This window comes from Streptomyces sp. NPDC046821 (genome assembly GCF_040645335.1).
GTDB lineage: Bacteria > Actinomycetota > Actinomycetes > Streptomycetales > Streptomycetaceae > Streptomyces.
Window position 1 is genome coordinate 221,441 of record NZ_JBEYYB010000010.1, and the last position, 13,859, is coordinate 235,299.

Annotated in this window: 13 protein-coding genes; 5 read left to right on the forward strand and 8 right to left on the reverse strand. The window is 69.5% G+C overall.

Going from position 1 to position 13,859, the window contains the following annotated elements:
* Positions 1–235: 235 nt before the first annotated feature.
* From ABZ893_RS22015 to ABZ893_RS22035, 5 genes are all read left to right on the forward strand, one after another.
* Positions 236–1,276, forward strand: coding sequence for an ABC transporter ATP-binding protein (locus ABZ893_RS22015; RefSeq protein WP_361406684.1), 1,041 nt, complete (start codon positions 236–238; stop codon positions 1,274–1,276).
* Complete coding sequence (locus ABZ893_RS22020; RefSeq protein WP_361406324.1) at positions 1,266–2,171, forward strand: ABC transporter permease; 906 nt, start codon at positions 1,266–1,268, stop codon at positions 2,169–2,171. The genes ABZ893_RS22015 and ABZ893_RS22020 overlap by 11 nt, the downstream gene beginning before the upstream one ends.
* On the forward strand, positions 2,168–3,079 hold the full coding sequence (locus ABZ893_RS22025; protein WP_361406327.1) for an ABC transporter ATP-binding protein: 912 nt from the start codon (positions 2,168–2,170) through the stop codon (positions 3,077–3,079). The genes ABZ893_RS22020 and ABZ893_RS22025 overlap by 4 nt, the downstream gene beginning before the upstream one ends.
* A 9-nt stretch (positions 3,080–3,088) precedes the next feature.
* The gene (locus tag ABZ893_RS22030; protein ID WP_361406329.1) at positions 3,089–3,808 is read left to right on the forward strand and encodes an ABC transporter permease; all 720 of its coding nucleotides are present in this window, start codon (positions 3,089–3,091) and stop codon (positions 3,806–3,808) included.
* A gap of 73 nt (positions 3,809–3,881) precedes the next feature.
* Positions 3,882–4,106, forward strand: a complete 225-nt coding sequence (locus ABZ893_RS22035; RefSeq protein WP_361406332.1) for a hypothetical protein — start codon at positions 3,882–3,884, stop codon at positions 4,104–4,106.
* A 332-nt stretch (positions 4,107–4,438) separates the two neighbouring features.
* On the opposite strand, the gene ABZ893_RS22040 is transcribed toward ABZ893_RS22035, so the two are convergent.
* From ABZ893_RS22040 to ABZ893_RS22075, 8 genes are all read right to left on the reverse strand, one after another.
* Positions 4,439–5,263 (reverse strand): HAD family hydrolase, encoded by an 825-nt coding sequence (locus tag ABZ893_RS22040; protein ID WP_361406335.1) that lies wholly within the window; start codon positions 5,261–5,263, stop codon positions 4,439–4,441.
* Between the two features lie 24 nt (positions 5,264–5,287).
* Positions 5,288–6,559, reverse strand: coding sequence for a serine--tRNA ligase (gene serS, locus ABZ893_RS22045; protein ID WP_361406338.1), 1,272 nt, complete (start codon positions 6,557–6,559; stop codon positions 5,288–5,290).
* Positions 6,560–7,345: 786 nt separating this feature from the next.
* Positions 7,346–8,281, reverse strand: coding sequence for a prephenate dehydratase (pheA, locus tag ABZ893_RS22050; protein WP_361406341.1), 936 nt, complete (start codon positions 8,279–8,281; stop codon positions 7,346–7,348).
* Between the two features lie 9 nt (positions 8,282–8,290).
* The gene (gene efeB, locus ABZ893_RS22055) at positions 8,291–9,544 is read right to left on the reverse strand and encodes an iron uptake transporter deferrochelatase/peroxidase subunit (RefSeq protein WP_361406344.1); all 1,254 of its coding nucleotides are present in this window, start codon (positions 9,542–9,544) and stop codon (positions 8,291–8,293) included.
* 8 nt (positions 9,545–9,552) lie between these two features.
* A complete protein-coding gene (locus ABZ893_RS22060; protein ID WP_361406347.1) occupies positions 9,553–11,568 on the reverse strand; it encodes a copper resistance protein CopC in 2,016 nt (671 codons plus the stop codon).
* 14 nt (positions 11,569–11,582) lie between these two features.
* On the reverse strand, positions 11,583–12,146 hold the full coding sequence (locus tag ABZ893_RS22065) for a copper chaperone PCu(A)C (RefSeq protein ID WP_361406350.1): 564 nt from the start codon (positions 12,144–12,146) through the stop codon (positions 11,583–11,585).
* The gene (locus ABZ893_RS22070; RefSeq protein WP_361406353.1) at positions 12,143–12,823 is read right to left on the reverse strand and encodes an SCO family protein; all 681 of its coding nucleotides are present in this window, start codon (positions 12,821–12,823) and stop codon (positions 12,143–12,145) included. The genes ABZ893_RS22065 and ABZ893_RS22070 overlap by 4 nt, the downstream gene beginning before the upstream one ends.
* Positions 12,824–12,951: 128 nt before the next feature.
* The gene (locus ABZ893_RS22075; RefSeq protein ID WP_361406356.1) at positions 12,952–13,701 is read right to left on the reverse strand and encodes a YcnI family protein; all 750 of its coding nucleotides are present in this window, start codon (positions 13,699–13,701) and stop codon (positions 12,952–12,954) included.
* Positions 13,702–13,859: the final 158 nt, after the last annotated feature.

The following is a 13,859-nucleotide window of genomic DNA, read 5'->3' on the forward strand; positions in this document are numbered from 1 at the left end:
CCGTCCGTGTCCGGTCCGTTGCCGTACGCGCTCGTAACTTGACACTGATGAATGTGACAATGCTTGGCGGCGGCGTCAAGGGGTGTGAGCGGTGGCCTGTGGAAAACCCAGGGATCTCACGGAGGAAGACTCAGGGAGGAACCCTTAGGGACCCGTAGTACTCCAGTCTGAGACCGGTCCAACCCCCTGGTCTGACGACTGCTGTGGTCCGCGCCACTACCTTCGAATCGTGACTGTGATCGCGACCGAAAGCCTGAGCAAGCGGTTCCCCCGGGTGACCGCGCTTGACCGGCTCTCCATGGACATCGGGCCCGGTGTGACCGGGCTCGTCGGAGCCAACGGAGCCGGCAAGTCCACGCTGATCAAGATCCTTCTGGGTCTGTCCCCCGCCACCGAGGGCCGCGCCGCCGTGCTCGGACTCGACGTGGCGACCGAGGGTGCCGCCATCCGTGAGCGTGTCGGATACATGCCGGAGCACGACTGCCTGCCGCCCGACGTCTCGGCCACCGAGCTCGTCGTCCATATGGCACGCATGTCGGGCCTGCCGCCCACCGCGGCCCGCGAGCGCACCGCCGACACGCTCCGCCACGTAGGGCTCTACGAGGAGCGCTACCGCCCCATCGGCGGCTATTCGACCGGCATGAAGCAGCGCGTGAAGCTCGCGCAGGCTCTCGTCCACGACCCGCAGCTCGTCTTCCTCGACGAGCCGACCAACGGGCTCGACCCGGTCGGCCGGGACGACATGCTGGACCTGATCCGCCGCGTCCACACGGACTTCGGCATCTCGGTCCTCGTCACCTCGCACCTCCTGGGCGAGCTGGAGCGCACCTGCGACCACGTGGTCGTGGTCGACGGCGGAAAGCTCCTGCGCTCCAGCTCCACCAGAGACTTCACGCAGACCACGACGACCCTGGCGATCGAGGTCACCGACTCCGACGAACACCCCGACGGCACGCGCGCGTTGCGTGAGGCCTTCGCCACGCGCGGCATCGAGACCACGACCGGCGGCGAGCTGCCCGGCGCCGGCCACACGGTGCTGATCACCACCGGCAGCGACGACACCTACGACCTGGTGCGCGACATCGTCGCCGACCTCGGTCTCGGGCTCGTCCGTATGGAACAGCGCAGGCACCACATCGCCGAGGTCTTCCGAGCCGAAAGCGCTACCGAAAGCGCTGCCGAAAGCGCTGAAAGAGCCGAGATCACCGCGAGTACCGAGAACACCGACGGCACCGACAGCCCGGAGCGGAAGGAGGCGGTCCCCCATGGCGGTTGAGCAGTCCCTCACCCCCGCCGGTGAGCAGACCCGGATCCACAACATCGGCTATCGCCACTACGACGGCCCCCGCCTCGGCCGGGCCTACGCCCGCCGCTCCCTCTTCGCCCAGAGCCTGCGCGGCGCGTACGGCCTCGGCCGCTCGGCCAAGTCCAAAGTGCTGCCGATGCTGCTCTTCGTAGTGATGTGCGTCCCCGCCCTGATCATGGTCGCGGTCGCCATCACCACGAAGATGAAGGACCTGCCCGTCGACTACACGCGGTACGCGATCCTCCTCCAGGCCGTCATCGCGCTCTATCTCGCCTCCCAGGCACCGCAGTCCGTCTCGCGCGACCTGCGCTTCAAGTCGATCCCCCTGTACTTCTCGCGCCCCATCGAGCGCGTCGACTACGTGAGAGCCAAGTACGCGGCCATGGCCTGCGCGCTCTTCGTCCTCACCGCGGCCCCGCTGATCGTCCTCTACCTGGGCGCGCTGCTCGCCAAGCTCGACTTCGCCGAACAGACCAAGGGGTTCGCCCAGGGACTGGTCTCCGTGGCTCTGCTCTCGCTGCTCTTCGCCGGCATCGGACTCGTCGTCGCGGCGGTCACGCCCCGCCGCGGCTTCGGCATCGCCGCCGTCATCGCCGTCATGACCATCTCCTACGGAGCGGTCTCCACCGTCCAGGCCATCGCGCAGTCGCAGGACAACGCCGGCGCGATCACCTGGCTCGGCCTCTTCTCACCGGTCACCCTCATCGACGGCGTGCAGACCGCGTTCCTCGGCGCCACCTCCGCCTTCCCCGGAGCGCACGGCCCCTCCGCCGGCCAGGGCGTCGTCTATCTGCTCGTCGTGTTCGGACTCATCGCGGGCTCCTACGCCCTCCTGATGCGCCGCTACCGGAAGGTCGGACTGTGACCACTATCGACATCGACCACGTCTCGCGCTGGTTCGGCAACGTGGTGGCGGTCAACGACATCACGATGACGATCGGCCCCGGCGTCACCGGCCTGCTCGGTCCGAACGGCGCGGGAAAGTCCACCCTCATCAACATGATGGGCGGCTTCCTGTCCCCGTCGAACGGGACGGTCACCCTCGACGGCGAGCCGATCTGGCGCAACGAACAGATCTACCGCCACATCGGCATCGTCCCCGAGCGCGAGGCGATGTACGACTTCCTCACCGGCCGCGAATTCGTCGTGGCGAACGCCGAGTTGCACGGCCTCGGCACGCGCGAGGCGCAGAAGGCCCTGGCCACGGTCGAGATGGAGTACGCGCAGGACCGCAAGATCTCGACGTACTCCAAGGGAATGCGTCAGCGCGTGAAGATGGCGTCCGCCCTGGTGCACGAGCCGTCCGTGCTGCTGCTGGACGAGCCGTTCAACGGCATGGACCCGCGTCAGCGTATGCAGCTCATGGACCTGCTGCGGCACATGGGAGCCGAGGGCCGCACCGTCCTCTTCTCCTCCCACATCCTCGAAGAGGTCGAGCAACTGGCGTCCCACATCGAGGTGATCGTCGCCGGACGTCACGCGGCGGGCGGCGACTTCCGCAAGATCCGCCGCCTGATGACCGACCGCCCGCACCGCTACCTGATCCGCTCCAGCGACGACCGGGCCCTCGCGGCCGCGCTGATCGCGGATCCGTCCACGGCGGGCATCGAGGTCGACCTCAAGGAGGACGCGCTGCGCGTCCAGGCCGTCGACTTCGTCCGGTTCACCACCCTGCTGCCCCAGGTCGCCAAGGCCCAGGGCGTCAGACTGCTTACGGTCTCGCCGTCCGACGAGTCCCTCGAGTCCGTGTTCTCGTACCTGGTCGCGGCGTAGGAGGCCCTGATGTACGACCCCACCGTCGCCCGGCTCACGTACCGGGCCCTGCTCGGCCGCCGACGGGCCCTCATCCTGTGTGCCCTGCCCGTCCTGCTCATCGTGATCTCCGCGCTCGTGCGCGGCCTCACCGGGGCGGACGACCAGATCGCCGCCGATGTCCTGGGCGGTTTCGCGCTCGCCACGATGGTGCCGATCATCGGCGTCATCGCGGGCACGGGCGCGATCGGCCCCGAGATCGACGACGGCTCCGTCGTCTACCTCCTCGCGAAGCCGATCAAGCGCCCGACGATCATCTTCACCAAGCTGATCGTGGCCATCGCCGTGACCATGGCCTTCTCCGCGATCCCCACCCTCGTCGCGGGCCTGATCCTCAACGGGAACGGGCAGCAGATCGCCGTCGCCTACACGATCGCGGCCCTCGTCGCCTCCATCGCGTACGCCGCGCTCTTCCTGCTCCTCGGTACCATCACGCGCCACGCGGTCGTCTTCGGACTCGTCTACGCCCTGGTCTGGGAGGCGCTCTTCGGGTCGCTCGTGGCCGGCGCGCGCACCCTCAGCGTGCAGCAGTGGTCCCTCGCCGTCGCCCACAAGGTCGCGGGCGGCGATCTCATCACCTCGGACGTCGGCCTTCCGCTCGCCACCGTCCTGCTCGCCGGGGTCACCGTCCTGGCCACCTGGTACGCGGGCCAGAAGCTGAGAACGCTGAAGATCGCCGGCGAGGAGTGACGGTTCTTGACACCGCCTTCACCCTCCCGTCAGGACACTGGTCGGGAGGGTGACCTGTTCCAGAGGAGTGGAGATGGCGACAGAGCCGGAGCGCGAGCGGGACGAGTCCTGGGACGACGTGGAACTCGACGAGGACTTCATACGGGCCGCCGGGACCACGGAGCCGTCCGCGCGCGCCCGGATGCTCGCCGCCCGCTGGCGCAACGAGGCCCCGGAGCCCGAGCCGTGGCGCTCCGACGAGCCGCCCGCCGGCTGGTTCTTCAGCCGTGCCCGACGCCGCAAGTGGCGTCGCCGGTAGGACGATTCCCGCCTGATTTTATTCGGTGGCGCTCAAGTCCCGGCAGGGGCACAGTAGTTGTGTGACCGCGCCATACAATGGCGCCCTCCTGCTGGGAGAGGAGCGAGACGATGCCGATCGGCAGTGCGTCGCGTTCCCGGCAGGGCAGCCCGCGGCTGGCTCCGGAGTAGTTACTCACTCCGTTCGAGCCCGCTCACGGGGAGGCTGCCCGGGGCGGCCGCTTCGAGCGCGCACCCTCAGGGGTGCGCGGGCCGCCCACCCAGACATTTGATGCCGTGCCCCGAGGGGGGCACGGCACCGGCATCCATGAGCGGCCCCGCGAGAGGGGACCGTCAGCCCAGCAGTCGTTCCAGAACGAGCGCGATGCCGTCGTCCTCGTTCGACGCCGTGACCTCGTTCGCGACGGCCTTGAGTTCCTCGTGGGCGTTGGCCATCGCCACACCGTGCGCGGCCCAGCCGAACATCGGGATGTCGTTGGGCATGTCGCCGAAGGCGATCGTGTCGGCCGCCTTCGCGCCCAGCCGGCGTGCGGCGAGCGAGAGACCGGTGGCCTTGGAGAGGCCGAGCGGCAGCAGCTCGACGATGCCTTCGCCGGCCATCGTGATGCCCACCAGGTCACCGGCGACGGCCAGGGCCACGGAGGCCAGCTCGTCGTCGCTCATGCCGGGGTGCTGCACGTACACCTTGTTCAGCGGCGCCGCCCACAGCTCGGCGACGTCCGTGAACGGGGTGACGGGCAGCGGCCCCTCCTGCACCTGGTAGCCAGGCCCGACGACGACCTCGCCGTCCATGCCGTCACGGCTCGCGGCCAGCGCCAGCGGCCCGGTCTCCGCCTCGATCTTGGAGAGCGCGAGCCCGGCGAGCTGCCGGTCGAGTGTCACGGACGTCAGCAGCCGGTGCTCGCCGGCGTGATAGACCTGCGCGCCCTGCCCGCACACCGCGAGGCCCTGGTAGCCGAGGTCGTCGAGGATGTGCCGGGTCCAGGGCACGGCCCGCCCGGTCACGATGATGTGCGCGGCCCCCGCGGCCGTGGCCGCGGTGAGCGCGTCCCGCGTCCGCTCGGAGACCGTGTCGTCGGGCCGCAGCAGCGTCCCGTCGAGATCTGTCGCGATGAGCTTGTACGGGAACTGCTGATCGAGCGGAGCAGGGTGGGTCACTTGGTGATCGGCTCCAGAGTGCGGTTACTTCGGGTCAAGAGTCGTTCGTCCGCCGAGGTACGGACGCAGCATCTCGGGCACCCTCACGGAGCCGTCGGCCTGCTGGTGATTCTCCAGGATGGCCACGATCGTGCGGGGAACCGCGCACAGCGTGCCGTTCAGCGTCGCCAGCGGCTGGACCTTCTTGCCGTCACGCATCCGGACGGAGAGGCGGCGGGCCTGGAAGCCGTCACAGTTCGACGCGGAGGTCAGCTCGCGGTACTTGCCCTGCGTCGGGATCCACGCCTCGCAGTCGAACTTGCGCGAGGCCGAGGAGCCGAGGTCGCCCGTCGCCACGTCGATGACCTGGAAGGGCAGTTCGAGGCCGGTCAGCCACTGCTTCTCCCACTCCAGGAGACGCTTGTGCTCGTTCTCCGCGTCGGCCGGGTCGACGTACGAGAACATCTCGACCTTGTCGAACTGGTGCACGCGGAAGATGCCGCGGGTGTCCTTGCCGTACGTGCCGGCCTCGCGGCGGAAGCACGGGGAGAAGCCCGCGTAGCGCATCGGCAGCTGGTCCGCGTCGAGGATCTCGTCCATGTGGTACGCGGCGAGGGGGACCTCGGAGGTGCCGACCAGGTAGTAGTCGTCCTTCTCCAGGTGGTACACGTTCTCCGCGGCCTGGCCGAGGAAGCCGGTGCCCTCCATGGCGCGCGGGCGCACCAGCGCGGGCGTGAGCATCGGGGTGAAGCCGGCCTCCGTGGCCTGCGCGATCGCCGCGTTGACGAGCGCGAGCTCAAGGAGGGCGCCGACGCCCGTCAGGTAGTAGAAGCGCGAGCCCGACACCTTGGCACCACGCTCGACGTCGATGGCGCCGAGCGCCTCGCCGAGCTCCAGGTGGTCCTTGGGCTCGAAGCCCTCGGCGCCGAAGTCGCGGATCGTGCCGTGCGTCTCGAGGACGACGAAGTCCTCCTCGCCGCCGACCGGGACATCGCTGTGCACGATGTTGCCCAGCTGGAGGGCGAGGCGCTGGGTCTCCTCGTCGGCCTCACGCTGCTCGGCCTCGGCGGCCTTGACGGCGGCGGAGAGCTCGCCGGCCTTCTTCAGAAGCTCCTGCTTCTCGTCGCCGGAGGCCTTGGGGATCAGCTTGCCGAGCGCCTTCTGCTCGGAGCGGAGTTCGTCGAAGCGGAGCCCGGACGACCTGCGTCGCTCATCGGCGGACAGGACGGAGTCGACGAGGTCGACGTCCTCTCCACGGGCGCGCTGGGAGGCGCGAACACGGTCGGGGTCCTCACGGAGCAGGCGAAGGTCAATCACCCCACAAGGCTACCGTTGCGCGGTTCCAGCGCACGAACCGATATCCCGTGCGTTACTTTATGCCCGATATGCCGGGCTCGGAATTCCATGAAGAGCGCGGCCGAAATGGATCTTCCCCGGACCGGCTGACCGCTGTGGATGCCGGTCAATGGAGGGCGTTCCATTCCCTGGAACGGAGCAGGTCGGGCGTGGCCGCTTGACCGAATCCCCTTGTGCGCGAGGGGATTTGAGGGCCGGGTTGTCCACAGGAATGCGGCTCCCGAAGGGTTATCCACAGCCTGTGTGCAAGATCTGTGGATGTCGGAAGTGATCGTTCCGAAAGCGCTGTACGCAGCTGAGAAATCCTGTTTCAAACTCACTCCACACGCACTTTCGAGTGGAAATGGGTCGCCCTATGGAGTTGATCAAAGGAAAAGAGTGGACGAGGGGTGACGTGCGCACCTGTGGACGGACTTGCGAGCTGTAGGGCGATTTGTCGACGATGCGACGGGATGATGTCGACTTGTCCCCAGGTCGAGAAGCCAACCTGTGGATAACTTCTGTGGATGGCGAATATCAGCAGGTAGGACTGATCCTCAAGGCGCGGAGCTGCCCCTCAAGGCGTCGATCACCGGCCCTCAGGACAGCGAAATCCGGCCGCCTAGTCGCCGGGCCAGCCAGGCCACGCAGGCCCAGCCTTCCAAGCTCAGCCACCCCGGCTCCGGACACAGCAGAATCCGGCGCCCCGAGGCACCGGACCCGCTAACGCGACCGCGTCAGATCAGCGGCGGACGCGCCGCCGTCGGATCAGAAACGCCCGTCCTGGCACCGCGCGAGCCAGTCCGACGCCGCCATGAAGTCGCTGTCGGTCGTCCCCGCCCGCGGAGCCCGTACGTCCGCCACCGTGACCTCGGCCCGCGGATACGAGCCCAGGAAGCGCACCTCCGGGCAGACCCGCTTGAGCCCCATCAGCGCCTCGCTGACCCGGCGGTCCGAGATGTGACCCTCCGCGTCGATGGCGAAGCAGTAGTTCCCGATGCCCTCACCCGTGGGCCGGGACTGAAGCAGCATGAGGTTGACGCCGCGGACCGCGAACTCCTGGAGCAGTTCGAGCAGGGCGCCCGGGTGGTCGTCGCGCTGCCAGATGACGACGGACGTCTTGTCCGCGCCGGTCGGCGCGGCGGGGCGGGCCGGCCTGCCGACGAGGACGAAGCGCGTCTGCGCGTTCTCCGCGTCGTGGATCTCGGTGAACAGCGGCACCAGGCCGTAGCGCTCCGCCGCGAACTCGCCGGCGAACGCGGCGTCGTAACGGCCTTCCTGCACGAGGCGTGCGCCGTCCGCGTTCGACGCGGCGGACTCCCAGGTCACGTCGGGTGCCAGATGCGTCTTCATCCAGTTGCGGACCTGCGGCTGCGCGGCCGGGTGGGCCGTCACGGTCTTGATGTCGGTCAGCTTCGTGCCGGGCCGGACGAGCAGCGCGAAGGTGATGGAGAGCAGCACCTCGCGGTAGATCATCAGCGGTTCGCCGGCGACCAGTTCGTCGAGCGTGGTCGTGATGCCGCCCTCGACCGAGTTCTCGATCGGCACGAACGCGGCCTCGGCCTCACCGTTGCGTACGGCGTCGAGCGCGGCGGGCACGGACACCATCGGGACGAGTTCCCGGGTGGCGGTCTCCGGGAGCGTGCGCAGGGCAACCTCGGTGAAGGTTCCCTGCGGACCGAGATACGCGTAGCTGGCTGGCATGAGGTCACCCTAATGGGCCTCGAGCAGCGCCTGCCCCACGTATTCGCCCTTCGCCGCCCCGCCGGGCACGGCGAACAGGCCGCTCGACTCGTGCCGGACGAAGTCCGACAGCGCGTCGCCCCGGTCGAGCTTGCGCTGCACCGGCACGAAGCCGCGCAGCGGGTCCGCCTGCCAGCAGACGAACAGCAGCCCGGCGTCCGGGACCCCGTCCTGGCCGATCCCGTCGTGGTACGAGAACGGGCGGCGGAGCATCGCCGCGCCGCCGTTCTGGTCGGGCCGGCTGATGCGGGCGTGCGCGTTGATCGGGATGACGAGATTGCCGTCGGGGCCCGTCTTCTCCAGGTCCGGCTTCGTGGTCTCCGTACCGCCCGTCAGGGGAGCGCCGTCGGACTTCCTGCGGCCGATGACGTCCTCCTGCGCCTTGGTCGACAGCTTGTCCCAGTCGTCGAGGAGCATCCGGATGCGTCGTACGACGGCGTACGAGCCCCCGGCCATCCAGGCGGGGTCGCCCGACGCGGGCACGAAGATCCGCTGGTCGAAGTCGTGGTCGGCGGGCTTCGGGTTGTCGGTGCCGTCGATCTGGCCCATGAGGTTGCGGCTGGTCATGGGGTGCGAGGTGGCGCCGGGCGAGCGGTTGAAGCCGTTCATCTGCCAGCGGACCCGGGCCGCGTCGCCCGCGTCCCGCTGCACCGCGCGCAGGGCGTGGAACGCGACCAGCGCGTCGTCGGAACCGATCTGCACCCACAGGTCGCCGTTGCTGCGCGTCTTGTCGAGGTGGTCGGAGAAGAAGTCCGGGAGCGGGTCGAGCGCCGTCGGCCGCTGCTTCTCCAGGCCCGTACGCGAGAAGAAGCTGTAGCCGAAGCCGAAGGTGAGGGTCAGCGAGGACGGGCCCGCGTCACGCGCGATGTCGGTGTCGGAGCTGTCGAGCGGCTCGCCGGCCATCAGCCGCTCGGCCGTGGCTGACCAGCGGCGCAGCAGCGCGGCCGCCTCCTTGCGGCCCTTGCCGGGTGCGAGATCGAAGGCGATCAGATGGCCGCGGGCCTGCATCGGGGTGGTGATGCCGGGCTGATGTTTCCCGTGAAACATTGCGCGGTCCGCGCCGAGGGAGGTCAGCGGGGCGGCGCCGTCGCCGGAGTTCGACGACGCTGCCGCGTATCCGGCGCCTGCGCCCACGGCACCCAGGGCGAGGCCGGTCGCGCCCGCGGTGCCGAGCAGCCGCCGTCGGGAGATGCCGGAGTCGGTCCGGTTCTCGGAGTCAGCCATGGTGTGGTTCAGCCGATCTTCACGTTCTTGGTGACGGTTACTTGGTCGATGTCGGAGGTGCGCACGGTGACGGCGATCGTCCACTTGCCGACGCCGGGGATCTGCACGCCGCTCGCGCTCCAGTGTCCGGTGGCGATGTGCGGCGGCTCGACGCGGAGCGGGCCGATCTTCTGCGCGGGGAGGGTGAGGGAGACCTTCACCTCCGGGATGTCGAACGGCTTCTTGTCGGGGCCCAGGATGTAGACGTGCATGTCGTTCCTGCCGGTGCGGCCGGGGTCCACGTCCAGGAGCACGGTGCCCTTGCCGTTCTGGCCGCCGGTGTCGAACGGCAGCTTCAGCGAGATGGGTCCCGACTGCTGGCCCGCCGCCGCGGTGGCGGCCGCGGCCTGCTCCTCGGTGCGGCCCGGCTCGGTGGAGGTGAGCACGGTCGTGACGGCGAGCAGGACGACGGCGACACCGGCCTCGGCGAGGACGGAGCGGCGCAGTCCGGAGCGACCGGGATCGGAGTCGCGGACCCGCTTCTCGCGGGCGACAGCCAGGGCGGCACGCTGCCGGGCGAGCTGGGCGGAACGCTTGTCGTCGACGGCTGTGGTGGTGGCTGAGGTTACGGAGGCTGAGGCCGTCGAGGAGTCGCCCTCGACGGAAGCCGAGCCGCCGGCCGAGTCGCCGTCCCCAGTAGCCGAAGCCGTCCCCGCCTCATCGCCCGGCACCGCGGCCGGCTCCTCCGTAGCGCTGCCCTTCTCCAGGACCTCAGCCTCGTCAGCGCCCTCCGTCGCGAGCGAATCCGAAAGCGACTCCGAAAGCGACTCCGAAAGCCGTCCCGTCCACTTCCGCGAGACCCAGGCGATGCCCACCAGTACGGCGACCAGCCCGACCTTGACCAGCAGCAGTTGCCCGTATCGCGTGCCGGTGAGGGCCGACCAGGAGCCGACCTGGCGCCACGACTGATAGAGCCCGGTCGCGGCCAGCGCGGCGACGGAGGCGAACGCGACCCGGGAGAAGCGCCGGACGGCCGACGCCTCGATCGACGGCGCCCGGTACAGGGCGACGAGCAGCGTGGTGAGCCCGCCCAGCCACGCCGCCACCGCGAGCAGGTGCAGTACGTCGACGGGCATCGCGATCCCGGCCTGGATGCCGGTGGACGCGTGCTCGGCCATCGCCCAGGTCGCGGCGAGACCCGCGGCCACGACCGTGCCGCCGATGGCGAGCCCGAACGTGAGGTCCTTCTTCTCCTTGGGGTCGGTCCGCTTCTCGTACGCACCGAACAGCACGGCGATGAAGAGGGCGGCCGCGGCAAGGAGAAGGAGCCGGGACACGAGGGCCGCGCCCGGCTTCGTCTGAAGGACCTGCCCGAGGAGCGAGAGGTCGAAGATGTCGCCGACCGCGCCGGAACCCGTATAGGAACCGCGCATCAGGAGCAGGGCGAGGGTCGCGCCGGTGAGCGTGATCCAGCCGCTCACGACGACCCGTTGCACCGGGCGGATGCCCGCCCCGCGCGGCCAGCAGGCGAGGATGAAGGCGGCGCCGCCGATCGCCAGGACGAAGCCCGCGTACGACAGGTAGCGGGCGATTCCGTAGAGCGCGCCGACGGCGCCGCCGCCCGCGGCCTGGTCGGGCAGGGCCGCGCTCGTCTTGGAGGGCGCGCCGATGGAGAACGTGAACGCCCCGGAGACGGGGTGGCTGTCGGCCGAGACGACCTGGTAGGCGACGGTGAACGTGCCGTCGGGGAGCCCGGAGTGGAGCTTCACGCCGTACGTCGTGCCGCCGAGGGAGGCCGCCTTCCCGGTGTCGACGCGCTTCCCGGCCGGGTCGAGGACCCGTACGGAGTCGTCGGACATGGCGACGTTCTCGGAGAAGGTCAGCGTGACCCGGGTGGGGGCCTGGTCGACCACCGCGCCCTGCTTCGGGTCGCTCCCGGTCAGCGCGGCGTGCGCGGAGGCGGGCGCGGCGCCGGCGAGCAGCGCGCCGGTGACGGCGAGGAGCAGCAACAGCAGATGCCGGAAGCGGGGAGCGATGGTCTTCACGAACGGTCAGCCCCTCAGTTCGACGTGTGCGACGCGTGCGAGGACATGGACATGTGCGCCGACGACATGGACATGTGCGCCGACGACTTGGACGCGTGCGCCGACTTCGCCGTCGGGTTGTACGTGGCGGCCTTCACCGGGAACGTCACCGTGACGGTGCCGGACTTGGCGAAGTGGAGTCGCACGGACACCTTGTCGCCCTCCTTCGGCGTGTGCTTCAGGTTTTCGAACATGAGGTGGTTGGCACCGCGTTCGAAGTCGAGCTCGCCGTCGGCCGGGACCGGGAAGGACGCCTGCTCCTTCATCACCCCGTCCTTGGTGGTGTGGAGGGTGACCTGCTGGGCGATGGAGCTGCTTACCGAGGTCAGCGTGTCGGCGCCGCCGCTGTTGTGGACGATGAAGAACCCGGCCGCCATGTCGCCGCCGGCCGGGGCCGGTATGAACGCTCCGTCGACCTTCAGCGTGGGCTTGCCGGCGGACGAGGACGCCGAGGCCGACGGGTCGCCGGAGCCGCACGCGGTGAGGGCGAGCCCGGCGGCGAGCACGGTGGCGCCCAGGGCAAGAGGTACGCGCCTCACGGCCGCTCCCCCTTGATGATCTTGGGGAGGTCCTTGGTGTAGTCGTCGACGGTGGCGTCCTCGCCGTACAGCAGGTACCCGCCGTCGGTCTTCGGCGAGAACGCGATGACCTGGGTGCCGTGCATCGAGACGAGCTTGCCGTTCTTGTCCTTCGTCGTCGGCTCGATGGAGATGCCGATGGAGCGGGCGGCGCCCTGGATCTTGGCGAAGTCGCCGGTCAGGCCGATGAAGTCGGGGTCCTGGGCCTTGAGCCACTTGCCGAGGACGGCCGGGGTGTCGCGGTCCGGGTCGGTGGTGACGAAGACGACGCGGAGCTTGTCCTGTTCGGCCTTGGGCAGGGCCTTCTTGGCGACGGCGATGTTGCTCATCGTCAGGGGGCACACGTCGGGGCAGTGCGTGTAGCCGAAGTAGATCAGCGTGGGCCGGCCCTTGGTCTGCTCGCGCAGGTCGAACTTCTTGCCGTGGGTGTCCGTGAGGACGACGTCCGGCTTCGCGAACGGCTTGTCGAGCACGGTCGCGGCCTTCTGCGTACCGGCATCGGTGGAGACGTCGACGACGGGCTTGCCGCTGTCGTCGCCACCGCCGGTGCCGCAGGCGGAGAGCGCCAGCGACGCGGCAGCCACGAGCCCGGCGGCGAGCAGCGCGGTCTTGCGGTTCTTACCGGTCATGCGGGTCATACGGGTCATACGAGGAGAGCGCATAGAGAAATGTCCCAGATGTGAGGCGGGCGGGTGAGCACCGGGGTCGGCGGCCGGCCGTCGGGGCCGGCGCTCAGTGCCGACCCCGGTGCCTACCCGCGGCTGGTTCAGCTGTTGGTACGACGACGTCCGGCGAGTACGCCGAAGCCGACGCCGGCCACGCCGACGACGATGCCGACGATGCCGAGAACGCGTGCGGTGGTGTCGCTGCCGGAGGAGTTGGCGGGGGAGGTGGAGGAGGAGTCGGCGGCCGTGGTCGCCTTGCCGTCACCCGACGTGGCACCGGCGGCGCCCCCGTGCTCGTCCGTCGCGGCGGTGAGCTGCAGGGTGGGCGCCGGATTCTCCGGCTCCGCCTGGCCCTTCTCCTGCGGCTCGATCCAGCGCACGACCTGCTTGTTGTCGTACGTCTGGATCGCCTTGAAGACGAGCTGGTCGGTGTTCTCGGGCAGCGCTCCGATGGAGAGCGGGAACTTCTGGAAGTAGCCGGGCTGGATGCCCGCGTCCTTGCCCTTGCCGTCGGCGGTCCAGGTGACCTTGGAGACGGCCTCGTCGATCTTCTCGCCGTGCATCTCCATCGGCTTGGCGAGCTTGGACTTGGTGACCTTCGCGGTCCAGCCGGGGACGGGCTCGGGCAGGACCGACGCCAGCGGGTGGTCGGTCGGGAAGTTGACCTCGACCACGGTGGTCGCGGCGTCGTCGCGCTCGTTCGGCACCTTGAAGTCCACTACGGCGTAACCGCCCTTGGCGGCGGCGCCCTCAGGCTCCACGGTGACGTGCGCGAACGCGGGGACGGAGAGCATCAGCACGGCGGACGCGGCGACGCCGCCGACGACGGAGGCGCGGGAAATCTTCTTCATGGCAGAAAGCACTCCACTTTGGCTCTTCGGCGGATCACGCGGAATCGATCGGTCCATCGATCCGGCGGATCCACGAACGGTGAGGTGTACGTGCGCCGTTCGACGGGCACGCGCGCGTGCCGCACGACAACCGCTCAGCGGGAACCGGAGGGTGTCGT

Excerpts from the sequence above, each read along its gene's own strand:
- ABZ893_RS22020 (WP_361406324.1), top strand. The coding sequence starts at position 1,266 with ATGGCGGTTGAGCAGTCCCTCACCCCCGCCGGTGAGCAGACCCGGATC.
- ABZ893_RS22030 (WP_361406329.1), top strand. The coding sequence starts at position 3,089 with ATGTACGACCCCACCGTCGCCCGGCTCACGTACCGGGCCCTGCTCGGC.
- ABZ893_RS22035 (WP_361406332.1), top strand. The coding sequence starts at position 3,882 with ATGGCGACAGAGCCGGAGCGCGAGCGGGACGAGTCCTGGGACGACGTG.
- pheA (WP_361406341.1), bottom strand. The coding sequence starts at position 8,281 with ATGCCAGCCAGCTACGCGTATCTCGGTCCGCAGGGAACCTTCACCGAG.
- efeB (WP_361406344.1), bottom strand. The coding sequence starts at position 9,544 with ATGGCTGACTCCGAGAACCGGACCGACTCCGGCATCTCCCGACGGCGG.
- ABZ893_RS22070 (WP_361406353.1), bottom strand. The coding sequence starts at position 12,823 with ATGACCCGCATGACCGGTAAGAACCGCAAGACCGCGCTGCTCGCCGCC.
- ABZ893_RS22075 (WP_361406356.1), bottom strand. The coding sequence starts at position 13,701 with ATGAAGAAGATTTCCCGCGCCTCCGTCGTCGGCGGCGTCGCCGCGTCC.